Source organism: Kribbella sp. NBC_00359 (assembly GCF_036097425.1).
In the GTDB taxonomy this organism is placed as follows: domain Bacteria; phylum Actinomycetota; class Actinomycetes; order Propionibacteriales; family Kribbellaceae; genus Kribbella.
Window position 1 is genome coordinate 4,373,801 of record NZ_CP107975.1, and the last position, 23,583, is coordinate 4,397,383.

21 protein-coding genes are annotated in these 23,583 nt (G+C 68.9%); 10 read left to right on the top strand and 11 right to left on the bottom strand.

The genetic code is table 11. The annotated features are described in order from the left end of the window. The first annotated feature begins 10 nt into the window (after nucleotides 1-10). A complete protein-coding gene (locus OG876_RS21485; RefSeq protein ID WP_328526684.1) occupies nucleotides 11-196 on the top strand; it encodes an NUDIX domain-containing protein in 186 nt (61 codons plus the stop codon). A 132-nt stretch (nucleotides 197-328) separates the two neighbouring features. On the opposite strand, the gene OG876_RS21490 is transcribed toward OG876_RS21485, so the two are convergent. From OG876_RS21490 to OG876_RS21505, 4 genes are all read right to left on the bottom strand, one after another. Further along, complete coding sequence (locus OG876_RS21490) at nucleotides 329-1,045, bottom strand: class I SAM-dependent methyltransferase (RefSeq protein WP_328526685.1); 717 nt, start codon at nucleotides 1,043-1,045, stop codon at nucleotides 329-331. Between the two features lie 81 nt (nucleotides 1,046-1,126). Further along, nucleotides 1,127-1,957 (bottom strand): alpha/beta fold hydrolase, encoded by an 831-nt coding sequence (locus OG876_RS21495; RefSeq protein WP_328526686.1) that lies wholly within the window; start codon nucleotides 1,955-1,957, stop codon nucleotides 1,127-1,129. Nucleotides 1,958-2,069: 112 nt separating this feature from the next. Beyond that, nucleotides 2,070-2,894 (bottom strand): alpha/beta fold hydrolase, encoded by an 825-nt coding sequence (locus tag OG876_RS21500; RefSeq protein WP_328526687.1) that lies wholly within the window; start codon nucleotides 2,892-2,894, stop codon nucleotides 2,070-2,072. A 197-nt stretch (nucleotides 2,895-3,091) separates the two neighbouring features. After that, nucleotides 3,092-3,985 carry an SDR family oxidoreductase gene (locus OG876_RS21505; protein ID WP_328526941.1) on the bottom strand — a complete coding sequence of 298 codons (894 nt, stop codon included), beginning with the start codon at nucleotides 3,983-3,985 and terminating at the stop codon, nucleotides 3,092-3,094. Between the two features lie 108 nt (nucleotides 3,986-4,093). On the opposite strand from OG876_RS21505, the gene OG876_RS21510 reads away from it, so the two are divergent. Together OG876_RS21510 and OG876_RS21515 are read left to right on the top strand one after the other, a co-directional pair. After that, on the top strand, nucleotides 4,094-4,627 hold the full coding sequence (locus OG876_RS21510) for a DinB family protein (protein ID WP_328526688.1): 534 nt from the start codon (nucleotides 4,094-4,096) through the stop codon (nucleotides 4,625-4,627). Nucleotides 4,628-4,733: 106 nt separating this feature from the next. Continuing rightward, a complete protein-coding gene (locus OG876_RS21515) occupies nucleotides 4,734-5,720 on the top strand; it encodes an IS481 family transposase (RefSeq protein ID WP_328521197.1) in 987 nt (328 codons plus the stop codon). A 65-nt stretch (nucleotides 5,721-5,785) separates the two neighbouring features. On the opposite strand, the gene OG876_RS21520 is transcribed toward OG876_RS21515, so the two are convergent. Next, complete coding sequence (locus tag OG876_RS21520) at nucleotides 5,786-6,625, bottom strand: alpha/beta fold hydrolase (protein WP_328526689.1); 840 nt, start codon at nucleotides 6,623-6,625, stop codon at nucleotides 5,786-5,788. Nucleotides 6,626-6,627: 2 nt separating this feature from the next. Then, nucleotides 6,628-7,167, bottom strand: coding sequence for a DUF6653 family protein (locus OG876_RS21525; RefSeq protein ID WP_328526690.1), 540 nt, complete (start codon nucleotides 7,165-7,167; stop codon nucleotides 6,628-6,630). A 154-nt stretch (nucleotides 7,168-7,321) separates the two neighbouring features. Here OG876_RS21525 and OG876_RS21530 point away from each other — a divergent pair, with 154 nt between their 5' ends. From OG876_RS21530 to bfr, 4 genes are all read left to right on the top strand, one after another. Beyond that, nucleotides 7,322-10,237, top strand: coding sequence for a BTAD domain-containing putative transcriptional regulator (locus OG876_RS21530; protein ID WP_328526691.1), 2,916 nt, complete (start codon nucleotides 7,322-7,324; stop codon nucleotides 10,235-10,237). Between the two features lie 72 nt (nucleotides 10,238-10,309). Then, nucleotides 10,310-11,131 (top strand): class I SAM-dependent methyltransferase, encoded by an 822-nt coding sequence (locus OG876_RS21535; RefSeq protein ID WP_328526692.1) that lies wholly within the window; start codon nucleotides 10,310-10,312, stop codon nucleotides 11,129-11,131. Between the two features lie 56 nt (nucleotides 11,132-11,187). Further along, nucleotides 11,188-11,397, top strand: coding sequence for a (2Fe-2S)-binding protein (locus OG876_RS21540; protein WP_329481412.1), 210 nt, complete (start codon nucleotides 11,188-11,190; stop codon nucleotides 11,395-11,397). Next, the gene (bfr, locus tag OG876_RS21545; RefSeq protein ID WP_328526694.1) at nucleotides 11,384-11,863 is read left to right on the top strand and encodes a bacterioferritin; all 480 of its coding nucleotides are present in this window, start codon (nucleotides 11,384-11,386) and stop codon (nucleotides 11,861-11,863) included. The genes OG876_RS21540 and bfr overlap by 14 nt, the downstream gene beginning before the upstream one ends. A 57-nt stretch (nucleotides 11,864-11,920) precedes the next feature. On the opposite strand, the gene OG876_RS21550 is transcribed toward bfr, so the two are convergent. Further along, nucleotides 11,921-13,918 carry a hypothetical protein gene (locus OG876_RS21550; RefSeq protein ID WP_328526695.1) on the bottom strand — a complete coding sequence of 666 codons (1,998 nt, stop codon included), beginning with the start codon at nucleotides 13,916-13,918 and terminating at the stop codon, nucleotides 11,921-11,923. Between the two features lie 235 nt (nucleotides 13,919-14,153). Continuing rightward, a complete protein-coding gene (locus tag OG876_RS21555) occupies nucleotides 14,154-15,890 on the bottom strand; it encodes a sialidase family protein (protein ID WP_328526696.1) in 1,737 nt (578 codons plus the stop codon). A 210-nt stretch (nucleotides 15,891-16,100) separates the two neighbouring features. Here OG876_RS21555 and OG876_RS21560 point away from each other — a divergent pair, with 210 nt between their 5' ends. After that, nucleotides 16,101-16,715 (top strand): hypothetical protein, encoded by a 615-nt coding sequence (locus tag OG876_RS21560; RefSeq protein ID WP_328526697.1) that lies wholly within the window; start codon nucleotides 16,101-16,103, stop codon nucleotides 16,713-16,715. Between the two features lie 132 nt (nucleotides 16,716-16,847). Here OG876_RS21560 and OG876_RS21565 read toward each other — a convergent pair whose 3' ends face one another. Continuing rightward, entirely contained in the window at nucleotides 16,848-19,148 is a 2,301-nt protein-coding gene (locus tag OG876_RS21565) for a CDP-alcohol phosphatidyltransferase family protein (RefSeq protein WP_328526698.1), read from the bottom strand. A gap of 143 nt (nucleotides 19,149-19,291) precedes the next feature. On the opposite strand from OG876_RS21565, the gene OG876_RS21570 reads away from it, so the two are divergent. Together OG876_RS21570 and OG876_RS21575 are read left to right on the top strand one after the other, a co-directional pair. After that, entirely contained in the window at nucleotides 19,292-20,326 is a 1,035-nt protein-coding gene (locus OG876_RS21570; protein ID WP_328526699.1) for a glycosyltransferase family 4 protein, read from the top strand. A gap of 91 nt (nucleotides 20,327-20,417) precedes the next feature. Further along, nucleotides 20,418-21,356 carry a lysylphosphatidylglycerol synthase transmembrane domain-containing protein gene (locus OG876_RS21575; RefSeq protein WP_328526700.1) on the top strand — a complete coding sequence of 313 codons (939 nt, stop codon included), beginning with the start codon at nucleotides 20,418-20,420 and terminating at the stop codon, nucleotides 21,354-21,356. 43 nt (nucleotides 21,357-21,399) lie between these two features. On the opposite strand, the gene msrA is transcribed toward OG876_RS21575, so the two are convergent. Then, nucleotides 21,400-22,044, bottom strand: a complete 645-nt coding sequence (gene msrA / locus OG876_RS21580; protein ID WP_328526701.1) for a peptide-methionine (S)-S-oxide reductase MsrA — start codon at nucleotides 22,042-22,044, stop codon at nucleotides 21,400-21,402. A gap of 82 nt (nucleotides 22,045-22,126) precedes the next feature. Beyond that, entirely contained in the window at nucleotides 22,127-23,566 is a 1,440-nt protein-coding gene (yczR, locus tag OG876_RS21585) for a MocR-like transcription factor YczR (RefSeq protein WP_328526702.1), read from the bottom strand. Between the last annotated feature and the right edge of the window lie 17 nt (nucleotides 23,567-23,583).

A 23,583-nucleotide genomic window follows, 5' to 3' on the forward strand; every position in this document is an offset into this window, starting at 1 on the left:
CCTCTCATCGATGACGTACGAGGGTTCTTACCTGTGGGACATCCGCCGGCAGCTCGGCTCCCGTCCGCTGCTGATGCCGGGCGCACAAGTGCTGGTCGTCGACGACGCCGAACGCATCCTCCTGCAACGGAGTCGAGACTCCGGCCTGTGGGAGCTGCCCGCAGGTGCCGCCGAGCCGGGCGACAGCTTCCGGTGACCTGCGTCCTGCGGGGGACGAGGTGTTGGATGCGGCCTTCTTCGATCAACTACCGGCGGACCTGCATCCGCCGACGCGGGTGGTGCTGGAGTTGTACGCCGCGTTCCGCGCGTCGGGGGTTTTCCAGGCCCGCTAACGGCGGGCGACGGTGATGATGTTCTCGCTGGCGGAGGTGAGTGGGCCTCGGGACCAGTCGCCGTACTGCGCTTCGACGGTGAAGCCGGCCTTGGTGAGTACGGCGTTCAGCGTGTCGACGCCAGGGAAGTTGAGGCTGGCGCGGTCGGTGCGCAGCGGGGTGTCGTCACGGAGCGCGGTCGTCTCGGTGAACGTGACCACGTCGCCCTCGACCTTCTCGACGTGGTAGATCATCCGGAGTTCGCGTCCGTTGTGGTCGACGACGTCGTACGGGTTGGTGGGGTTCCAGTTCTCCCACTCGCGGACCTCCGGGTTGCGCGTGCCGAAGACGAACAGGCCGCCGTCGACGAGCGCTTCCCGGATCCGCTGCAGCGACTCCTCCAGATCCGTCACCAGGAACTGGAACGCGTTGCTCGCCATGATCGCCCTGTCGAACTCATCCACCCAGGCGATGTCCGAGGCCTTCCCCTCGACCCATTCCGCATCCGGCACCCGCTGCCGGGCCCGCTCGAGCATCGACACATCGGGATCGATCCCCGCGAACCGCCCGGTGTGACCTTCCGCCCGCGCCCGCGCCAGCAGCACGCCCGTCCCACACCCCACGTCGAGCACGCTGCCCGCATCCATCACGAAGGACAGGTAGAAGTCGTCGCTCGTCCCCCACCGGTTGAGCAGGTCGTACAGCTCGGCAGCATCCGCGTCGGAATATCCCACCGTCCTACCCTCTCCCGGACCGCAAGTGATTTGCTCCCTGCTCGGGATCGCACCTGCGGCCCGGGCCCGGCGACGGGTGACTCAGTGAATCGAGCGGGCGGCTTGTTCGATGACCTTGGTGATGGGGCGGGGGTTGGTGATCAGGCCGAGGTGGCCGTCGGGGATTCGGGTGATGGTGGAGTGGGCTCGGGTGGCCATGAACAGCTGGGCCGTCGGCGTGATGATGAGGTCGCTGGTGCCGAGCACGTACCAGGACCGGATCGTCAGCCACGCCGGCGTACCTGACACGCCGTTTCCGGCGGCGAGCGTGAGGGGTCGCTGCGCGGGATAGAGGTTCTCGGCCTGGCGGCGCGGGACTCCGGACGCGAACGACTTCACGAAGGTGTCGTGCTTGAGGTAGAGGTCGACGTCACCGGCGGGCGCGCCCGGGTAGGGGACGAAGTCGAAGACGGTGCTGGGATCAGGGACGGCCAGGGCTGAGTCCGCGCCGGCCAGCGGGAAGATCGACTCGTTTGCCGCGGGGGCGAAGGCGTCGACGTAGACCAGTGCCTTGACGTTCGGATTGCCGGTCGCCGCGTTGGTGATGACGGCCCCGCCGTACGAGTGGCCGACCAGGACGATCGGTCCGGACAGGGTGGAGAGGAAGTCCCTGATGGTCGCGGCGTCGCTGGGGAGGCTGCGCAGTGGGTTCGGTGGTACGCGCACTGTGTAGCCGTCGTCCAGGAGACGGCTGGTGATCTTGGCCCAGCTGGATCCGTCGGCCCAGGCGCCGTGCACCAGCACGATGGTGGGTTTCGGGCCGCTGGGGTGGGACGCCGCGGCGGGTGTCACGGCGGTCAGTACGACGGCCAGGACTGCTGCCAGGACGGTGAACACCCGCAAGAGCGCTGCACGCGGTCGATCGCTGTACATCCAAAGGTCCTTTCGTCAGCGACTGTCGCCGGGAGGGCGTCGAGCATGACGAAGCCGTGGGTGATTGCGGTACGGCGCACAGGTGTACGCCGTACCGCGGTCGAGCAAGGGACTACGACTGCAGGAACGCGAGCAGGTCGGCGTTGATCACGTCGGCCTGGGTGGTCGGCATGCCGTGCGGGAAGTCCTTGTAGGTCTTGAGGACTCCGTTCTTCAGCAACGCCGCCGACTTCGGGCCGGATGCGACGTACGGAACGATCTGGTCGTCCTCGCTGTGCATGACCAGCACCGGGATGGTGATCTTCTTCAGGTCTTCGGTGAAGTCGGTCTGGGAGAACGCGACGATGCCGTCGTAGTGAGCTTTCGCGCCGCCCATCATGCCCTGGCGCCACCAGTTCGCGATGATCGCCTCGGAGGACTCCACGCCCGGCCGGTTGAAGCCGTAGAACGGTTCGGTCGGCAGTGCGCGGTAGAACTCGGAGCGGTTCGCCGCGAGTTGGGCCTGCAGGTCGTCGAAGACGTCCTTGGGCAGGCCCTCGGGGTTGGCGTCGGTCTTCACCATCAGAGGCGGTACCGCGCTGATCAGCGCGGCCTTGGCGGCGCGGCCTTCGCCGTGCCGGGCGAGGAAGTGCGCGACTTCGCCGCCGCCGGTCGAATGGCCGACGTGAATGGCGTCGTGCAGGTCGAGATGTTCGACGACCGCGGCCAGGTCGTCGGCGTAATGGTCCATGTCGTGACCGTCGGCGGTCTGCGTGGACCGCCCGTGACCGCGGCGGTCATGAGCGACGACGCGGTACCCCTGCTGCAGGAAGAACAGCAACTGGTTGTCCCAGTCGTCGGCCGACAGTGGCCAGCCGTGACTGAACACAATCGGCTGACCGCTACCCCAGTCCTTGTAGAAGATTTCGATACCGTCGCTGGTCGTGATCGTTCCCACGGGTGTTGCCCCCTCGAAGTGCGTCATCCAGGCATGACTCGATGGGACCTCGGGCAGGCTTCGCTAGCGCCCGACGTCTTGGGCCTCGCGCCGATCGTCATCGGCCCGAAACCCTTTGTCAGCAACAGGTTCGGTGGCCTCACCACCCCCACGTCACCTTAGCCCGCGACCGCCGATGCCGGTAGCCATTCTCGAACTCAGCGGAGCAGGCGGGCTTGCTCGCGGAGGTAGTCGCCCGCCGACGTCGGCTTGATGCCGCGCTGCCGCAACGGCTCGTCGTCGCACTGCGACTCGTGGAGGTCCTGGAGAAGGCCCGCGCCGAAGATGGAGGCGAGAGCGTCGTTCCGCTTGTCGAGCAGACGGATAGCGAGCCGGGCGACCGATCGGGGCAGGTGCTGCACCTTCATGCGGTGCTGGGTGAGTTCCTCCGCCATCGAGGCGGCTTCGTTGCGACTGATGGCCTCCGGGCCGCCGAACTCGACGACGGCGGGTGGATCCGCCTCGATCGCCACGGCGGTGACGAGTGCGGCGACGTCGTCGGTGCCGACCCAGTGTTGCTTGGTGTCGCCCTTGCCGATCACCGCGATCTTGCCCGCGCCCATGTCGAAGCGTCCCAGCGGTGCCAGATGGACCTCCTGGAACGCCTCGGGCCGGACGATCACGGTACGCATCGCCGACCTGCTCAGCCGCTGTTCGGTCGCCAGTTTGGCGCGCTCGAGCGGCGTACCGAGGGCGGCATCCACGCCGGCGTACGAGACGTACACGAACCGCTCCACCCCGGCCGCCTCGGCCGCGTCGACCAGCGACGCCATCCCCACCTCGTCGGCCTCGTGGATCGACGGCGTACGTGCTCCGGCGAGCCGGCGTCCGATCACGGTCGCCGTCGCCACCACCGTGTCGACTCCCGCGCAGGCGGCACGGAGGCTCTCCGGCTGGGTGAGATCACCGCGTACGACGTCGACTCCGATCTCGAGGAGGCCCGAGTCGTCGGTGCCCGGGCGGACCAGGCACCGGACGGCGTTCCCTTGTTCGCGCAGGCGCCGTACGACGCGATGCCCCAGATCTCCGGTTCCCCCGACAACGAGCAACATCTCGCTCACCACCCCTTCACGACCACGCTCGTACGTCCGGACTCCAGAAGCCAGCGTCTTTCGTAATAGAGGTCAAGTGCTGTCCTCTATATCTCTTAGGCTCGGGGTATGACAGCGAACGAGCAGACCCTGATCGGTGAACGTGTCGACCTCCTCGACTTCCTCGCCAAGCACCGCTACTTCCTGCGCCACACCGCGCAAGGCCTCTCGGACGAGCAGGCGAACACCCGCAGTACGGTCAGCGCCTTGACGGTCGGCGGCCTGATCAAGCACGTCACGGCGGTCGAGCGGACGTGGGCCGACTTCGCCCAAGGAAGCGGTGGCGGCAAGGAGGTCTCCGAGGAGATCGAGTACACCCCGGAGATGATCGCCGCGTGGGAGAACCAGTTCCGGCTCGCCAAGGGTGAGACGCTGGCCGGCGTACTCGCGGAGTACGAGAAGGTCGCCGCGGCCACCGATGACCTGGTCCGTACGCTCGACCTCGACACCAGCTACGAACTCCCGGCCGCGCCTTGGCAGCCACCGGGTGTCTTCTGGACGGTGCGCCGGGTCTTCCTGCACATCGCGGCCGAAACCGCCCAGCATGCCGGCCACGCCGACATCATCCGGGAGACGATCGACGGCCAGAAGACCATGGGCTAGCTGTTGTGACCCAGCAGGTTGTTGACGGCGTGGTGGCTTGATCGTGGGAGGACCTCCGGGCGGAGTGGATGTGTCTGACGCATCGACTTCGACCACGGAGGTCCTCATGGCCCACGCTAATGCCCGGACAAACTTGTTTGGTCGCAGGCTGATCGTTGAGCGGGTCGCGGCCGGGTGGCCGCCGGCGCAGGTGGCCGAGCAGCTGGGCATTTCGCGGGCCACGGTGCACAAGTGGCTGCGCCGCTACCGACAGGCCGGAGACGCGGGCCTGGTCGACCGGTCGTCGCGGCCGCGACGCTCACCGAACCGGCTGCCGGCCCGGACCGAGCAGTCGGTACTGGCCGCGCGCCGGCACCGCCGCCGCGGCGCGGTCGTGCTGGCCGCCGAGCTTGGCCTGAACCCATCCACCGTGGGCCGGGTCCTGTCCCGCCACCAGGTTCCGCACCTGGCCACACTCGACCCGATCACCGGCCAGCCAGTCCGTTCACCACGCCACTCCCAGATCCGCTACGAATACGACCGCCCCGGCGCGATGATCCACGTCGACGTGAAGAAACTCGCCCGGGTCCCGGCCGGAGGGGGCTGGCGCCTGCGCGGCGCCGAGGCCACCGTCGCCCACAAGCACAAGAAGACCCTGATCGGCTACGACTACGTCCACACCGCCATCGACGACCACACCCGCCTGGCCTACTCCGAAGTACTGCCCGACGAACGCGACCCAACCTGCGCCGTGTTCCTGCACCGCGCCCTGACCTGGTTCACCACCCACGGCATCACCGTCGAACGCGTTCTCACCGACAACGCCATGGTCTACCGACGCGGCCACGGCTGGGCCGCCACCTGCACCACCTGGCACCTCAAACGCCGCTACACCCGACCCCGCTGCCCCTGGACCAACGGCAAAGCAGAACGCTTCAACCGCACCCTGCTCACCGAATGGGCCTACGCCCAACCCTGGACCAGCAACACCGACCGCAACCAAGCCCTCGACAACTTCCTCGACCACTACAACAATCGACGCGGCCACTCCGCCCTCGCAGGCAAACCACCCATCACCCGGCTCAACCCGCGTCAACAACCTCGCGGGTCATAACAGCTAGCCGGAGGACTTGCGCGCTGAGTGGGACGCCGGTTCACACCGGCGTCCCACTGTGCCGATCAGCGCTGGACCAGCGCCTTGACGAGCCGGTCGGGCATCGAGGCGAAGGGGGAGTGGCTGGACGGCAGGCTGCGGACCACGAACTTGTTGCGGGGCGTCGCGGCGTCGGCCTCGCAGATCATCCGGTCCTGCAACGCAGGCGGGACGGTGTGGTCCTCGGTGGTCCGGATGAACAGGCGCGGGACCTCGCCCCAGCGCTGCACGGTGCCCCGGGCGTCCTCGACCCCCACCCGGACGGGGAGCTCCGGGTTGAAGGCAACGGCGAACTTCAGGTAGTCCTCGGTGCTCAGGTCGTTGTACAACGCCTGCCGACCCCGTTCGAGGTACTCCGGATCGCCGTTGCGCGGGTTGATCCGCACCGCACCGGTGGCGACGGGATCGGCGACGACGATCGCGCCCGAGATTCCGGTCTGGTTCTCCGGGAGCTGGCTGTAGTCGTTGGCAGACGCGAGGTGCACCGGTACGTAGGCAGCGACGTACACCAGCCGCCGCAGCAGGTGGGGGACTGCCTCGGCCACCCGGGTGATCGTGAGCCCGCCCATGCTGTGACCGACCAGGGTGACCTTGCCGTGTTCGGCCATCTTCTCGACCTGGGCGGTGACGGCGTTCGCGTAGTCCGCGAGGCCGATCGTGGCGATCGGCGACGGCTCGGTCGCGAACGCTGCGAAGTCGTTGCGAAGGTAGGACTGCGGGTAGGCGGCGTTGAGCCCGCTGCCGGGAAGGTCGATCGCGAAGGCGCGATGACCCATCGCGACCAGGCGTTCGGCGACGTCGTTCCAGTGGGTCGAGGAATGCCAGGCGCCGTGCACGAAGAGGAAGTTCTGCTTGTCGTCGGTCATGGTCAGAACTCCCATCCGGCGTACTCGGTGTTGTGGACCTTCATGTCTTCGAAGAGGAGCACCATGCGGTCCAGGCACCACGCCTTCGCGCATTGCACGACCACGAGGCCCGTGATGGTCGCGGCCAGGCCGACCGGTCCGAGCGCGACCAGTCCGTAGACCAGGAGCGCCATGCCGAACAGCTGGAAGAGGTAGGTGATGCTGGGCACCCGGGACCGGAACTGGTCCGGAATCTCGACGGAGTTCCGGTCGGCCCAGATGCGCTCGCCGAACACCGCCTTGGACGCCCAGTTGCGGGTCGACGACGGCGTGGAGAACAACACCGGGTTGGCGACCATGAAGACCAGCGACAGCCCGATCGGGATCAACGACCACCAACCGATCCAGTCACGGCTCCAGACCGAGACCGCAAGCAGCGGCAGGACCGCGAACCGGGTCCAGACACTGACCGGAATCGCGTGCCGCATCCAGTTGTCGCCTTCGAGGCCGAACATCCGCGCGAGCTTCGTCTCACGGGCGGCTGTGGCCGAGTGGGTGCTCATCTTTTCCTCCTGGGATCGTCGATGGTGAGCGCTTTCGATCGCAGGTTGCACGCGAGTACTGCCGCCTGACTCGCGCCGCGGGACCGACCGCTGCCATGGCGCTGCCGCGGGCGGCATTGACGCGGCAGCGGGGTCCGTAGCAGCGTGAAACGTCGTGAGGGTGAAGCTGCTCGGTCCGATCGAGGTCGAGGACGCCGACGGGAAGGCTGTTGTGGTCGCCGGGACCAAGCAGCGTGCCGTCCTCGCGATCCTGGCACTGAACGCCCCTCGGCCGGTCCCGGTCGAGACACTGGTCGACGCCGTCTGGGGCTCCGAGTCGGTCTCGGACGCGCGCAACACGCTGCAGCACCAGGTGTCACGCCTGCGCAAGGCCCTCGGCCGGGAGGCGGTCACCAGTCAAGGGCCGACGTACGTGCTGGACATCTCGCCGGAGGACGTCGACGCCGTCCGGTTCGAGCGGCTCGCCACCGAGGGGCGGGCCGAGTTGCGACTGGGGGACATCCGCGCGGCCGCCACCGTTCTGCGCCGGGCCGAACAGCTGTGGCGTGGGCCGGCCTTGGCGGAGTTCGACGGAGACTGGGCGCGCGCCGATGCCGTCCGGCTCGAACAGCTCCGGCTGGACGTGCTCGAAGACCGGATCGACGCCGATCTTCGGCTCGGGCGCCACCGCGAGGTCGTCGGCGAACTCGAGTCGTCGGTGCGGGAGCATCCGTATCGGGAGACGCTGTGGGCCCTCCTGATGGTTGCGCTCTACCGGTGCGGACGGCAGGCTGACGCGCTGGCGGCGTACCAGGAGGCGAGGACATTGCTGGCAGCGGAACTGGGGATCGAGCTCGGACCCGAGTTGCGTGAGGTGGAGGCTGCGGTACTGCGGCACGACCCTGCGCTGAACTGGTCCCCAGTGGACGGCACACCGGCCCCAGCCGCGGCGGCCGTCCATGGGAGCCTGCCCGTTCCGCTCACGAGCTTCGTCGGACGAGAAACCCAGCTGACGCAGGTACGGCGAGCAGTCGGCGAGCATCGTCTGGTCACGCTCACCGGCGCCGCCGGCTCCGGCAAGACGCGCCTCGCGATCGAGGCCGCCTCCGGCCTCCGCGACGACTTCGCCGATGGCGTGTGGATGGTCGAGCTGGAGCCGGTCGCCGATGCGGCCGCCGTACCGCAGGCCATCGCCTCCGCACTCGCCGGCGGTGCAGCCGGGCGGCTGTCAGCCAGCGCGGACGACGGGCCCGCTTCGGCCGGGGCCGGACTGCTCGAATACCTACGACCTCGCCATTTGCTGCTTGTCCTGGACAACTGTGAGCATCTGCTGCCAGGCCTCACCGACTGGGCACAGCTCGTGTTGCCGGCGTGCCCACGGCTTCACCTGCTGGCCACGAGTCGTGAACCGCTTGGCATCGTGGGCGAGATCCACTGGCTCGTGCCGCCGCTCACCGTTCCCGACGGAGGAGGCGACGACCCCGCGACGCTGGCCGCGACGGAATCCGTCCGGCTGTTCGAGGAGCGGGCGCAGCGGGTGAGCACCTTCGAGCTCACCGCTGACAACGCGGCGACCGTGGCCGAGCTGTGCCGTCACCTCGACGGGCTCCCCCTCGCCATCGAGCTGGCCGCCGCCCGGACCAAGGCGCTGCCGGTGAGCTACATCGCCTCCGAGCTGAGCAATCGCTTCACGCTGCTTGTCTCGCCCGGCCGGACGTCCCCGGCGCGACATCATTCGCTCCGGTCGACGATCGACTGGAGCTACGAACTGCTGGACGAGCGGGAGCGAAGCCTGTTCGACCTCCTCTCGGTCTTCGAGGGTGGCTGCTCGATCGAGGCCGCGATGGCAGTGGCTCGCGTCGGTGGCATCGATCCGGCCGGCACCCTGGAGCTGCTCACCCTGCTCGTCGACAAGTCACTGCTCGTCCCTGAAACGGCAGGGCAGCTGAGCGGGCGTTACGACATGCTCGAGACCCTTCGCGACTACGGCCGCGAACGGCTCCAGCAGGCCGGTCTGCTGGCGGAGGCCGGCCGAGCGCATCGCAACTACTTCGTCGCGCTGGCCGAAGACGCCGAGGCTGGACTGATGTCGAAGGACTACCGGACCTGGCAGCTCCGGCTGGAGTCGGAGTTCGGCAACCTTCAGGCCGCGCAACGAAGTGCTCTGTCGAGCGGAGCCTTCGAGGACAGCCTGCGGATCGGCTGCGCGCTTTGGTGGTTCTGGTCGAGCAGCGACCGGCACGCGGTCGGACGCGAGGGGATCGAGGCGGCGCTCCGCGGATCGGGCGGTCAGGTGCGGCCCTTGCTGCGTACCCGCGCATTGACCGTGGTCTGTTACCTGGCCGGCCAGCAGCTCGATCTGGACAACGCGGTTGCCGCTGGAGCGGAGGCCCTCGCGCTCGCCGCGGAGTCCGGTGACAAGTGGACGACTGCTTGGTCCAAGCAGTCGCTCGGGCTGGTGCTGGCGGTGGCGGGCGATCATCAGCGGGCCGCCGTACTTCTCGCCGAAGCGAGGGCGGTGATGGATGCGACGGGCAATCACTGGTACGTCGCTGCGAACGACCTGATCACCTGTCTTCGGGCGCTCCGCTCGAGCGATCTGAACGAGCTCGACAGGGCGAGCCACGAAGTACTCAGCCGGGCTGCCTTGATCGGATATGAACCGTTCCGCTGCTGGGCGTACCTGTTGTGCAGCCGGGTCGCGGAGCTCCGGGGCGAGAACGCGACAGCCCGTGCGGACGCCGAACGAGCGGTCGTCGCGGCCCGCCGTACCCAGCTGAACCACTATGTGTCGTTCGCCTTGGTCCAGCTCGGCCGGACGGCTCTGCTCGACGGCGATCAGGCCGCGGCGGAGGGCGCCTGCCGCGAAGCGGTGATGGCCGCCGAGGCAGGTGGCGCAGGTTGGTTCGCGGCGGTGGCGCGCGTCGGCCTTGCTGGCGCGTTGCGGTCGAAGGGGGACGACGAGGAGGCAGCCAGGGTGCTCCGGGAGGTGATCGGCTGGGGCGAGCGCTCCGATGGGAGCGGGCCGCAGTTCTTCTATGTCGCACTCGGCGGAGACCCGCGCACCCTGGCAGCCGAAATCACTCGGTAGGGAGGATGCTGTCCGGCGGGGTGGCCAGGGAGGGTGGTGCGGACTCCACTGCCAACCGGAGGGGCGGATCCGATGGGAATCACACTTCCGGCCTTTACGCCGCTCGAGGACAGTCTGTGGTTGACCCTGTGCTGCCGGGCACTCGACTACCGCACGCCACACCCGGTCCTCGGCGACGCGATGGCCGACCAGATCGTTCGCACCGTCGACTACGACTACAAGCGGCTCAACATCGGCACCAACCTGCGCCTGAACGCCACGATCCGGGCGAAGAAGATGGATGAGGTGGCCTCGGCGTACCTGACCCGTCACCCGGACGCGATCGGGCTCGACCTGGGCGCCGGGCTCGACACGCGCCGGCAGCGGCTCGCCCCGCCGGACACCGTCGACTGGTACGACGTCGACTTCCCCGTTGTCGCCACCGCGCGCAGTGAGCTGATTCCGGAGCGCCCGCACGCGCATGTGATCGGCGCCGACGTGACCGACAAGGGCTGGTTGGACGGGGTCCCCAGCGACCGGCCGGCGATCATCGTGGCCGACGGCCTGATGGGGTTCCTCAGCCAGGAGGAGCTGATGGGCCTGTGGGACCAACTGCTCGACCATTTCCCCACCGGCGAGATGGTGTTCAACAGCTACACCAAGTTCGCCGTCTTCGCGGCCAAGCATTCTCGCGGCACCCAGTCGGTCGCCGACCTGATCAAGTTCCCCGGCGTCGACGATCCCCGCGACTTCGAGCGCTGGAACCCGAAGTTCCAGTTCGTCAAGGAGATCCTGATCAGCCGCGAACCCGAGGTCGCCGCCTTCCCGACCGCCCTGCGCCTCTACTACCGGGCGCAAGCCCACAGCACGGCCTGGTCCCGCAAGGGGACCATCGTCCTGCACTACCGCTTCTGACCGTGTGACGGACACGACGGTGACTGACCCAGGGCGGTTAGGGTAGCCTCAGCTTTGTGATCGTCTGCCACTGCGAGGTCGTGAGCGACCGGGACGTCCGCGAGAGCATCGCCGACGGAGCCCGGACGGTCGCGCAGGTGTGCGGGGCGACCGGGGCGGGACGGAACTGTGGGGGCTGCGTCTTCTCGTTGAAGCGGTTGTTGTGCCAGCATGGGAGGTCGGTCTCGGCACCCTCGTTCACGGAGGTCGCAAGTGCAACCGGTTGACCCACGCGTCGTCGTACTGCTCAACGAGGCGCTGACACTCGAGCTGACGGTGATCAACGGGTATTTCCTGGAAGCCAGGATGCTCGACAACTGGGGATTCGGCCGGCTGGGCAAGGTGTTCTACGACCTGTCCATCGACGAGATGAAGGATGCCGACGAGCTGATCAGCCGCATCCTGCTGTTCGACGGTCACCCGAACCTGCAGAAGCTCGGTGCCGTCACAGTCGGCGAGGACGCGCAGGAGATGCTCCGGCTGGGGCTCGAGGGCGAGCTCGCCGCGGTGGCGCAGTTCAACGCGGGCGCGAAGGAGTGCCACGACCTCGGCGACCACGGCACCGCCGCGGTGTTCGAGGAAATGGTCCGCGACGAGGAGAAACACGTCGACTGGTTCGAAAGCCAACTCGACGCGATCGAGCGAGTGGGCCCCCAGCAATACCTCGCCCAACAACTCGACCCCGGCAAGTAACCCCGCCGAACCACGAAGGGCGCCACCCGCAGGTGACGCCCTCCGTTGCTCGTCAGCTCACTGACTCAGTTTGGTGAGTCTGGTGTACCAGTTGCCGAGGCTGGTGCGGGTGCCTCCGCAGCTTCCGAAGTTCGCCAGGGTCGGCGAGGGGAAGTACTCGGCGAGTGTGCACGTCTGGCCGATGTACTCCGACGCGAGCCAGATGTTGCCGCCATCGGTCACGGCGGCGCCGTAGTCACCCCAACGGGTTCGCGGCGGATTCCCGACGAACGCCTTGTACGACGTGAATCCGTCAGCCGGCCCGAGGCCCGCGGCCGCGAGGTGGATCGGTCCGACCGATCCGCGTTCGTCGATGCGGACGTAACCCGCGCTCGGGAAGTTGGTCTCGCCGAGGACCGAGAACGCGATCGCGCCCTTGCCGGCCGGTGTGAAGGCGATGGCCGGCATGGTGAGGTTGTTGTTCGCGAGGGCGATGTACCCCTGCTTGGTCACGCGTCCCTCGATCTTGCCGGCGCCGTTGATCTTCGGGCTCACCGCGAACCAGGCGATGCCCGCCTTGAGTTCGCCGTTCACTCTGACCGCCGTACCGGAGGAACCCCACAGGGTCCCGTTGACGTACCAGGTCTGCTGCATCCGCGAATCCAGCGAGTCGGGTGTGGACTCCACCTCGTTGTGGGCGGGTTCGTCCGCGGGGTCGAAGAAGACCTGCCAGCATCCGGGGCCGAACGGTGTCGGCATCGTCGTGTCGTTGATGCAGTCACCGAGCGGGATGTTGCCCGGCTTCTGGTCCGACTTCGGCGGGACGACGTACGTCTGGCTGTTCGTCAGCCGGCTCGTGATGCCGAGGTTCGGAGCCGCGGTGTTCAGCGACGCGGTGTTGGTGATCGCCCAGATGCCCAGCCGGCGCGCGGTACCGGTCGGGTTGCCGGTCTCGCTGCCGTCACCGGCGATCGTGCTCAGCGCGTACTCCGTGCCGTTCCGTTCGCCGGAGTACTCGCCGGCCGGTGAGTTGGCCGGCCAGACGGTGAAGCCCGGCGAGCCGTCGACGGCGAGGTTCTCGACCAGGGTCAGGTTGATGGTGGCCGGGTGGCCGGCGAGCTGGGCCTTCGAGAACGCGAAGATCTGCGCGGCGTTGAAGCCCGGGCCGAACAGGTCGTACTCGTTGGTCGACACGTACACGCCGTTGGCGTCCTGGCCGATGTGCGGGTAGTCCTGGAAGCACGGGCCGTGGACGACACCGTCGAGGGTGCAGCCGTGGTCGGGTGTGCCGTCGGTCCCGTCGTTCTGCGCCGGGACGTGGTAAATGGTCCAGGTTCCGAGCGGGTTGCCGGTGTTCGATACGGCGAGGTCGATCGTGTTCTTGCCGGTGAAGTCGCCGTTCGGCAGGCTGCCCAAGGTGGTGAGCACCACCATGAAGCGCTGGTGGTCCGGGTCGTACAGGCACACCGGGTCGATGACCTGCGGCCCGACCACGCCGGTCGTGCGGTTGATCGCGGGCGGGTAGCCGAAGAACGTGTTGAGGTCCTGGACCCCGCTCAGCGCGGCGGCGTTCGCGGAGCTGTGGACACGCAGCACGCTGTTGACCGCCTCGACGACGAACCCGTTACCGACACACAGCGCCTGGTCGGGCGGCTCGAGCGAGAACTGGTTGCCGCCGTTGGCGAGGCGCTGATCGCGGTGGTTCAGCCCGTTCACACTCGCCAGGACATCCGGGTTGGAGCCGGCCACGGCGCTGGACGCGACGACTGGCGCGTCGAGCGGCTTCTTCGGGAACTTGCCGTTCTTGAAACCCGGGCGCGGACGGGTGAACTGACCGGCCTCGCCGTCGCCTTCCTTCTCTTCCCTGCCTCCGGGCCGCAGCTCCGGCTGCTGCAGACCGTCGATTCCCAACGGACGCGTCTGGATGCTCGTCGTACCGCCGCTGGGGATCGCGCGCGTACCTCCCGCGGCCGCACCCAACGAGGTTGTCGGGGTGATCAGGCCGGCGGAGATGATCAGGGACGCAGTTGCCAGACCCAGCGCTCTGCGCCGGGTCATCTGAGAGGTGAACTTCATGGGTTGCCTCCATGCTGATCGCGTGCGACAGGAGTGACGACCGAACGTCAGCACGTCGGCACCCGCGATGCAGTGGTCGGCCTACCGCACCCCGAGTTGCCCGTTCGCCAAGCTTCAAAGCCATTTGAGCCCCGAAACGCGCCGGGCGCAAGAACACGCAACCTTTCAGAAACCGTTGGCGCCATCGGCCGGCGACTCGGAGAAGGGGCGTGCTTCTCCGAGTCGCGGCGGGTGGTTACGGCGTCGGATCGGCGTACTGCCCTCCGAAGATGTCGCTGTTGCCGAACGTTGCCGGGCAGGTGCCGAGCACGTTGGGCGGGCTCACCGGGCTGGCCGTGTACAGCGAGGCCCGGTAGGCGTTGATCGAGTCGCACGGAGCCGCGTCGCGGGTGTCGTTCCAGACCGCGACCGCGAAGTCGTTCGTCGCCGCGGCGTACACGTAGTCACCGAGGAACTCCGAGATCAGCGCGTTCGCACTGCTTCCGCGCGGATCTCCGGCCTGTGCGCGATCGAGCTCCGACCAGCCGGTCGGTACGCCGTTGACCACGTTCGCGTGCAGTACGACGCCGACCAGCCCACGTGGGCTCGTGGTGTTGTTGCGGTACGGCGTGGTGAACGCGTTGTAGACGACGTACAGATCCGATCCGTCCGGAGACACCGCCGGTGCGCTGTAGACCGGCCGGTCGCCGGCCGCGATCGGCACCGCCAACGGAGCGGCCCAGGACTGTCCGCCGTTGCGCGACCAGGTCAGCATCAGCTGCTCATGGTCGAGCCCTTGACGGCCGTCGGCCCAGGTCATGAACATCTCGTTGGTCCCGCCCACGCCGGTCGGCCGGGCGTTCGCGATGTCGACGTTCGGACCGCCGGCCAGGTCGACCCGGGCGCCGGCGATGCCGTCCATCACCGGACGTCCCTCGACCGGGTCGAAGACGCCCGGCTCGACGACAGGTGCCACCAGCAACGGTCCGGTCCAGTGCGCGCCACCGTCCGTGGAGCGGTACATCATCTGGTAGTTGGTTCCGAGCCGGGTACCGACGCCGAAGACGTACACGTTGCCGGCGCTGTCCGTGCGTACGACGCAGCCGTCGGGCTGGGTGTTGACGCCGTTGTGCGCCGCGGGGCCGACCTGCGACGTGATCCAGCTCCTGCCGCCGTCGGCAGAACGCCCGACGGTCAACGGCTGCGGGAACGCCTGCCCGTGGCTGTTGCTGCGGAACGATGCCCAGCACACGTAGACATGGCCGAAGAACGGGCTGCTCTCGGCGTTGTCGGCATACACCTGCTCCTTGTCGGAGAAGGTCGTGGCCGACTGCTTGGAGATGATCACCGGCGATTGCCAGGCCGCGTCCTTGCTGGCCGCGGCGCCGCGTACGTCGTCGGTGGTGGACACCGCGATGGCCTCGAACCCGCGGAACGTCTCCAGTTTCCGGTCGGCGCTGAAGTTGGAGGTCAGGTTCGCGTAGTACAGCCGCGACCCGTTGCTCCACGAGAAGGTGCCGCCGGGACCAGGCCGGGGGCCGAACGCCACTGCCGGATCACCATCGGACACGAGTCCGGCTTCGAAGTAGTGGGGCAGGGTGCCGATCGGGCCCACGCGCGGAGCACAGACCGCCGGACCGAGGCAGTGCCGGGCGCTCCACCCGGTGTACGTCGGCTGTGTCCAGGCTCCGCCGTTGAACGAGAAGTACACCCCGGATACGCCGACCCCGTCGGTGAACGGGCAGGTCGACGGGTCGCCTGCCGCGCAGGACTCCATGTCGATCTCCTCGTTCGCCCCGGCGACCACGACGCCAGGGTCGTGTGCGTCGATGGCGACGGCCGGCTCGTTCTGCTTGTTCTGCGAGAACGGCGTCGACGGGCTACCGACGGTGACCTCAGGATCCGCCGGTGAGGCAGAGGCAGCGACGGCGGCGCCGGCGAGAGCGGCTGCGACTGCAGCGATGGAAGCGATGATGCGGCGTGATGCGCCCATGATCCCTCCCCGGGAACGACCATCGGCCCGGGACCGTTTCCCGGCCCGTCTGGACGCCTCGACACTGCACCCACAGCCCCCACCACACAACACCTCAACCCCCGTGACGGGCGACCCGGTCACCGCCAATGCGAGGGCGCCAGGACTCGGGGGAGTCCTGGCGTTGACACGCCGTCGGTGGTGCGGAGCATGGAGTGCGGGGGAGGTGCCGTGTCCGTTGCATTGCCTGGGCGCCGGTCGTACGACGGCTTGTGGTTCGTGCTGTTCGTCGTACTAGTCTTCGTCGGCTCGGCCGTCGTATCGCTGCCGGAGTCCGATGACCCGGCGGAGGCCATCTCGTCGTTCTATCAGGTGCACCGCGGCGCCATTGTGATCACACAGGCCATCGGGCTGGCGGCGGTCATCGTGTTTCTGCTGGTGCTCGCGGTGCTCCTGCGCTGGGTCGGTGGTGGGTGGCCGCTGCTGATCAGCGGCGGGCTCGTCGCACTCGCGAGCCTAGGGACCGCGGTGCCGGTGCTGGTGCTCGCTCTCGATGACCGGCTCGGTGCGTCCGGGACCATATCGGCCGCCCGTTGGGCTGACTGGTCTGACGACGCGTTGTTCGTCACGATCGCCTTGTTCGTCGGCGTTCTCGCGACGCGGATGCAGACGCGAGCCCTGCGAGTGGCGTGCACCGTCGTCGCCGTTGCTTGCGCGCTCCGCGGCGTCGAGGCTCCGCTCGGCTTCCATGCCCTCGACGTCGTCGCCCCACTGATGTTCCTGATCCTGATGATCTGGCTGGGAATCGCCCGTTTGAGAACCAGTTCCGCGATCCGATCCGAGTAGAGAAAGGGCGCCACCCGTAGGTGACGCCCTCCAATGGATTCAGCTGTCAGCCGGGAACGGCACGCCGGATACCGCCAGGGCGAAGAAGCGTTGCGCACCTCCGCGCACAGATGTGTCGAGGAGGTGGGCGGGCTAGTGGGCGTAGGTGGTGAGGAAGCGGTCGCGGAAGGTGTCCATCGGCCAGACCGGTGCGCCGGCGTCGGGCCGCAGCCCGGTCTGCCAGCCCCAGGCCGCTGTCCGATCCGTCACGGCCGGGTCGGCGGCGATGATACTCACCGGCACGTCGTGGCTCGCCCCATTGCCCGACACGATGCTCGCCGGCTGATGGTCGCCGAGGACGACGAGCACCAGGTTGCGGTCGTGGAGCTGCTGTACGAACGAGGTCAGGGCGTCGAGCGAGTAGGCGATGGACTGTGCGTATGCGGCCTTCACACGGTCCGGCTGCCGCCATACGTCTTCCGGCGAGTCGCCCTCGGCCGGCATCGGGTCGAAGACCGAGCCGTCACCCACCCGGCTCCAGTCGACCATCCGGGGGAGCGGCGCCCAGGGCGTGTGGCTGGAAACCAGGTCGACCTCGGCCATGACGGGAGCGCGGTTCGGCTTCTCGAACTCCAGCCGCTGGAGCGCGGCCAGGGTGTACTGGTCAGGCATCGAGGCATAGCTGAACGACGGCCCGGCGTACCCCACGTTCCGGCGGTCGTAGACCATGTCGTAGTGGTAGTACGTCTTCGCCACCGACCAGTCCTCGTCGTTCGACGGTACGTCGGCGACTGTCCGCCAGCCGGCCCGACCGAACGCGTCGGTGAGAGTGAGCCGGTCGAGGGTGACGAGGTGGTCGTACCGCCGCTGGTTGTTCACCCACAGCCCGGACTGCAGGGTGGAGTGCGCCAGCCAGCTGATGCCGCCGAAGGTCGGCGAGGTGAGGAAGCCGCTGCGCGAGGAGAAGCCTGCCTGCTGCAACCGCCGGTCTCCGGCCGTGAGCGCCGACCCGACTACAGGAGAGTCGAGCGCCGTGCGTCCGTAGCTCTCGACGAAGACCAGGAGCACGTCCTTGCCTCTCAGACCGGTCAGCAAGTCGTTGCCCGGGGTGTCGCGGAAGGGATCCTGCTTGAGCGCCCGTACGAACTCCTGCTGGTCGCGGAGATCGTCACGGACCTGCGTGGCGAGCCGAGCTGCGGAGGTCGAGGCGAGCGGTCGTACGGGCTCCGGTCCGACGCCGGTCAGCGCGGGCACGATCGAGATCGCGGCCAGGACGGCCACGATCCGGATCGTCGGCCGCCGGTGTCTCGCCACCAGCCGGGTCACCCGCACTGCCGACAGCGGCAGCAGGGCGAGCAGGGCCACGCAGAGGACTCCGACTCCGATGAAGACTGCGATGGCGCCGACGCGACCGATCGAGTCGCCGAGCAGACCCAGCGCGGAACCGGCGTACGCCGCGTCGTAGACGGGGTGGAAGGCGCGGTCGAAGGCGAAGTAGAAGCCCCTGTCGAGCAGCCGCAGGAGCATCAGCACCCCGACGAGGAGACCGCCGATCAGTGCGAGGATCCGCGCGAGTCTCGACGGCAGTACGCAGACGAGTACGACGAACACCAGGCCCTCGAGCGGGATCCGGAGGAAGGCGGCCGGCGACAGACCGCCGGTGTGGTCCGGCACGACGAGCGCAGCCCAGACCAGGAGCACCGCGAGCGCCGACGTCACGGTGGCACGAGTGCCGGGCGGGCTTCCGGCCTGGCGCCACAGCCCCCAGATCTGACGGCCGAACGACTCGGCCAGCAGTCCCAGCGCGATCAGCAGCATCACCGTGGTCGCGGCGCCGGGCAGGATGCCGGTCGCCGCGACGGTCAGGGCGATGCCTTGGATCGCGGCGACTACCTTGGCCCAGTAGCGAGGCGGGAGCGAGCCGCGCAGCCACGGCAACGCCCAGCCGGCGGCCACGAACACATAGCGGGCCGCACCGATCGCAAGCACCCACCAGCCCGTCGTACGGGCGACGTACACGCTCAGGACCAGGATCAGGAACGCGTCGACTTCCATGTCGAAGCGCGCGCCGAACGCCGAAGCGGTGCCGGTACGCCGAGCGATCTGACCGTCGACCCCGTCGAGGAGCAGCGCGATCGTTGAGAGCGCCACGAGGATCGCCACCGGCGCCTTGCCGCCGAACGAGTCCGCCGTAAGCGCCGCGACCCCGCACGCGAGGATCGCGCGAGCCAGTGTCACTCTGTCCGCGGGCCCCAGCCCGTCACGACGGTGACGCGCCATCGCGCGGGCGAGCAGCGCGGCAAGGCCGGCTCCGGAGGCGACGCCGGTCGCCCAGCCGGCGACGTCGAGGCCGGTGGTCGCCGCGAGTACACCGAGGAGCACGAGTAGACAAGCGAAGCCGGCGAGCGGGCCGGTCAGGATGCGGCTGCGCACTCGACCCTGAACCAGACGCACAGTGCCTCCGTATCTACGGGTACGACAGTCATACGAGAACAGCGTCGCATCGGTTCACGCGAGCCGGCGAAGGAGGCTGCGGTGCCGACAGACGCACGCGCGTTCCGGATCCGCGAATCCGGCGTGGGCTACGAGCGGTCGTTGTGAGAGAGGTGCACATCCTGGTCCCGGATGGGATCGACGACCCGCGGCGGCCGAGCGGCGGCAACGTCTACGACCGCCGGGTCTGTGGCGGGCTCGTGGCACTCGGCTGGTCAGTCCACGAGCACGCCGTGGCGGGCCAGTGGCCCCGCCCTGACGCGGCGGCCCGCTTGGCTGCGGGTGCGACGCTGGCCCGGGTCCCGGACGGTGAAACGGTGTTGGTCGATGGCCTGCTGGCGTCCGTGGTCCCGGAGGTGCTGGAGCCGGAGGCCGACCGCCTGCGGCTCGTCGTACTCCTGCACATGCCGCGGGACGAGGCGCGCGAGGTCGCCGCGCTGTCGGCGGCATCCGCGATCGTGGCCACGAGCGACTGGACCCGGCGGTGGCTGCTCGACCACTACGCGCTGCCCCAGGATCGTGTGTACGTCGTGCGGCCGGGCGTCGACGTGGCCGACCTGGCATCGGGTTCGCTGTCCGGCGGGCGGTTGCTCTGTGTCGGAGCGATCACCCCGGCCAAGGGCTCCGACCTCCTGCTCGAGGCCCTGGCCACGGTGGACGATCCGGCTTGGCGGTGCGTCTTCGTCGGTTCATTGAACCTCGATGTGGAGTTCGTCGACGGACTGCGCCGGCAGGCCAAGGACCGGGGCGTGGCCGACCGGGTGTGCTTCACCGGCCCGCTCACGGGCCCCGAACTCGAGCGCGCCTACGCAGAGGCGGACGCCTTGGTGCTGGCCTCGCAGGCCGAGACTTACGGCATGGTCGTCACCGAGGCGCTGGCCCGCGGGCTGCCGGTCGTGGCCACGAACGTCGGCGGCGTGTCGGAGGCTCTCGGCCACGCCTCCGACGGCAGCCGACCGGGCCTGCTGGTCACGCCGGGCGATCCACAGGCTCTCGCGCAGGTGCTGCGTCGGTGGCTGGGTGACCGCCGAGAGCGGACGCGGCTGCGCGCGGCGGCCAGATCCCGGCGCCTGACGCTGTCCGACTGGGTACAGACTTCGCGCGAGCTGTCGGTTGTGCTGTCGGAAGTCGCCGGATGAACCAGCGGCAGGTGACACCCGTGTTACTGGTACGAGCCCCAACTACGAGATCGGAATCGCCATCAGCCGAAGCATCTGGACCTGGGCGCGCGTGGCGGGCGGCGTCGCGATTCTCGCCGTTCTCGTGTGGCGGGTAGGCACGGGCCCGTTGGTGGACGGGCTCCGGCTGACGACCGGTTGGCCGATCGCCGCCGCGCTCGCAATCACCTTGCTGACCACGTTGTGCTGTGCATGGCGGTGGAGGCTCGTTGCCGGCGGGCTCGGCGTCGAGATGCCGCTGAGGACCGCGGTGGCTGCGTACTACCGGTCCCAGTTCCTCAATGCCACGCTGCCCGGCGGGGTGATTGGCGACGTACACCGCGGCGTGCGCCACGGGCGCGAGGTCGGCGACCTGGGCCGGAGCCTGCGGGCCGTCGCGTGGGAGCGGGCGTCGGGATTTGCGGTACAGATCGTGCTGACGGTGGCCGTGCTGTTCCTGCTGTCCTGGCCCGCCGGCTCCTTTGTTCCCTCGGTCGCCGTGACGGTCGTGGTCGTCGCCGGTGTGGCGCTGATCGCCGTACCCCTGTGCCTGAACCGACGTCGCCTCTCCTCGCGGATCGGACGCGCACTCACCAGCGATCTCCGCGACGCGGTCCTCGCGCCGCGGGCCTGGCCGGGCATCCTGCTCGCCTCCACCGTCGCCGTGCTGGGCCACGCCGCTGTATTCCTGATCGCAGTGCGAGCGACCGGGGCAGACGTGTCGCCGGCTCGGCTGTTGCCTCTGGCATTGGTCGTGCTGACGGCCTCGGCTGTGCCGACGAACATCGCAGGCTGGGGCCCGCGCGAGGGCGCGGCCGCATGGGCGTTCAGCTCGCTCGGGCTGGGCGCGGCGCTGGGCGTCACCGTCGCGGTGGTGTACGGCATGCTCGCGCTGGTCGCAACGCTGCCTGGAGCCGTCGTCCTGGTAGTTGCGCGTCGGCGCGCCCGGGACAGCGCGCGCGGCCCGACCGAGGCGCAGCCGGAGCGAGTCGGGAGTGCCGTAGATGCCTGATGCCCCTGAACTCAGAGAGTCCAGGGGCATCGCGGTGGATCTGTCAGACGTCAGCCGGGAAAGGTACTCCCGTGTTGCTGTGGCAGCGGTAGCCGTTGGGGTTCTTGTAGAGGTACTGCTGGTGGTAGCCCTCGGCGTAGTAGAACGTGGTCGCCGGGGCGATCTCGGTGGTGATGTCGCCGTAGCCGAGGGGCTTGATGACCGGGGCGTAGAGGTCCCGGGTGCGCTCGGCCTCGGCGCGCTGGGCGTCGGTGGTGTAGTAAATGGCCGAGCGGTACTGGGAACCCAGGTCGTTGCCCTGTCGCATGCCCTGTGTCGGGTCATGGGTCTCCCAGAAGACCTTCAGCAGGTCGGTGAAGGTGGTCTTGGTCGGGTCGTACACGACCCGGACCGCCTCGGTCTGGCCGGTGCGGCCGCTACAGACTTCCTCGTACGTCGGGTTGGGGGTGTAACCGCCCGCGTAGCCGACGGCCGTGGTGTACACGCCGGGCTGCTGCCAGAAGATCTCCTCGGTCCCCCAGAAGCACCCGGTGCCGAACCAGACCTCCTCGAACCCCTCGGGTGCGGCGGCGGTCTGCGGCGTACCGAGCACGATGTTCTCGGCCGGGACGGCGAAGCCAGGGGTGGGCCGGCCGGGCAGTGCGGCCTCGGGCTCGACCAGGGCTGTGTTGCGCTTGAAGAACGACATCTCACGCCTCTCGCAGTGTGACTCTCATAGTCTCCCAACGCTGTGACTGAGGCGAACCTTCCCCCGGCCGATTACGGCGGACTTACGCGATCATCGCGGCAGTCCGGCGTACTGGCGACCCCGTTGTGAGGGACGCGTACGACGCAGCCAGCCGACGGACTCCGTCACGCAGCGCGTCCGGGGGCAGCGTGTACGGCAACCGGATGAACGACTCCAGCCCACCATCCGGCGAGAAGCGCGACCCCGCCACCAGCAGTACGCCGTTCCGTTGCGCAACCCCGACCAGACTCGACCCGACCGGCTCCGGCAGCTCGCACCACAGCGACAAACCGCCACCGGGCAGCCGGAACCGCCAGGACGGCAACTCCGCCGACACCGCCTCCGCCAGCGCATCCCGCTCGCGGGCGAGCGTCACCCGACGCTCCGGCAGGAGTGCGGCCCGCTGCCGCAACAGCCGGGCGACGACCAACTGCTCCAGCACCGGCGCCCCCAGATCGAGCGAAGCCCGCGCGTCGAGGACCTGGGCGACCAGCGCCTCCGGCACCCGCATCCACCCGATCCGCAGCCCGCCCCAGAACAGCTTGCTCGCCGATCCGACCGTGATCACGCCTTCCGGGTGGTACGACGCGAACGGCGGCGGCATCTCCTGACCGTCCAGCGACAGCCCGAACAGCGTCTCGTCGATGATCGCCGTCGTCCGGGTCCGCGCGAACGCGATCGCCAGCCGCTGCCGGTCCGCCGCCGACATCAGCCAGCCGGTCGGATTCTGGAAGTCCACCACCATCCAGGCGGCCCGCGGCGCGGTCTGCCTGATCGTTGCCTCCAGCAAAGGAAGGTCCCAGCCGGTCGGCCCCATCGGCGCCGCCACCAGCCGGCAGCCGCTGTGCCGGATCGCGTCGACCGAGTTCGGGTGGGTCGGGCTCTCGGTCAGCACCCGGTCGCCGATCTGGGTCATCGCCCGGATCGCGATCGACGTCGCGGCCAGCGCGCCCGCGGTGATGATGATCTGACCCGGCGAGGTCGGCAGCCCGCGTTCGGCGTAGACGGCCGCGACCTCCTCGCGCAGCTCCGGCAGACCCTGCGGGTGGTACCCGGGGGTGGCGAGGTGAGCCGGGAGATCGGGCGTCGCGGCGGCGACCGCGGCGCTGATCCCCGGGATCGCGGCCGGCGCCGCGGCGGTGAAGTCGTAGTGCGCCTCGGTGTCGAACGTCGGGGCGTGGTGCCGTCCGAGCTCGGGCTCGAGCCGGCCTGGGAGGGCCGTCACACTGCCCGAGCCGCGGCGGCTGATCAGGTACCCGCCGTCGCGCAACTCCCGGTACGCCGAGGCGACCGTCGTACGACTGACGCCGAGCGCCTCGGTCAGCTCGCGCTCGCTCGGCAGCCGCGAGCTCGGCATGATCCGGCCGTCCGCGATCAGCAGCCGGAGCCGCTCGGCGAGGACCCGGTACGCCGGACCCGTCCCGTCGGCCCAGGCGCCGAGCAGGCCGGTGAGGGTGCTGGCGGGGAGATATTGCCCTTTCATGCAGTCCACTATTGCGC

Excerpts from the sequence above, each read along its gene's own strand:
- OG876_RS21510 (WP_328526688.1), top strand. The coding sequence starts at position 4,094 with ATGACAGCGAACGAGCAGACCCTGATCGGTGAACGTGTCGACCTCCTC.
- OG876_RS21555 (WP_328526696.1), bottom strand. The coding sequence starts at position 15,890 with ATGGGCGCATCACGCCGCATCATCGCTTCCATCGCTGCAGTCGCAGCC.
- yczR (WP_328526702.1), bottom strand. The coding sequence starts at position 23,566 with ATGAAAGGGCAATATCTCCCCGCCAGCACCCTCACCGGCCTGCTCGGC.
- OG876_RS21495 (WP_328526686.1), bottom strand. The coding sequence starts at position 1,957 with ATGTACAGCGATCGACCGCGTGCAGCGCTCTTGCGGGTGTTCACCGTC.
- OG876_RS21505 (WP_328526941.1), bottom strand. The coding sequence starts at position 3,985 with ATGTTGCTCGTTGTCGGGGGAACCGGAGATCTGGGGCATCGCGTCGTA.
- OG876_RS21525 (WP_328526690.1), bottom strand. The coding sequence starts at position 7,167 with ATGAGCACCCACTCGGCCACAGCCGCCCGTGAGACGAAGCTCGCGCGG.
- OG876_RS21520 (WP_328526689.1), bottom strand. The coding sequence starts at position 6,625 with ATGACCGACGACAAGCAGAACTTCCTCTTCGTGCACGGCGCCTGGCAT.
- OG876_RS21515 (WP_328521197.1), top strand. The coding sequence starts at position 4,734 with ATGGCCCACGCTAATGCCCGGACAAACTTGTTTGGTCGCAGGCTGATC.
- OG876_RS21535 (WP_328526692.1), top strand. The coding sequence starts at position 10,310 with ATGGGAATCACACTTCCGGCCTTTACGCCGCTCGAGGACAGTCTGTGG.
- OG876_RS21550 (WP_328526695.1), bottom strand. The coding sequence starts at position 13,918 with ATGAAGTTCACCTCTCAGATGACCCGGCGCAGAGCGCTGGGTCTGGCA.
- OG876_RS21485 (WP_328526684.1), top strand. The coding sequence starts at position 11 with ATGACGTACGAGGGTTCTTACCTGTGGGACATCCGCCGGCAGCTCGGC.
- msrA (WP_328526701.1), bottom strand. The coding sequence starts at position 22,044 with ATGTCGTTCTTCAAGCGCAACACAGCCCTGGTCGAGCCCGAGGCCGCA.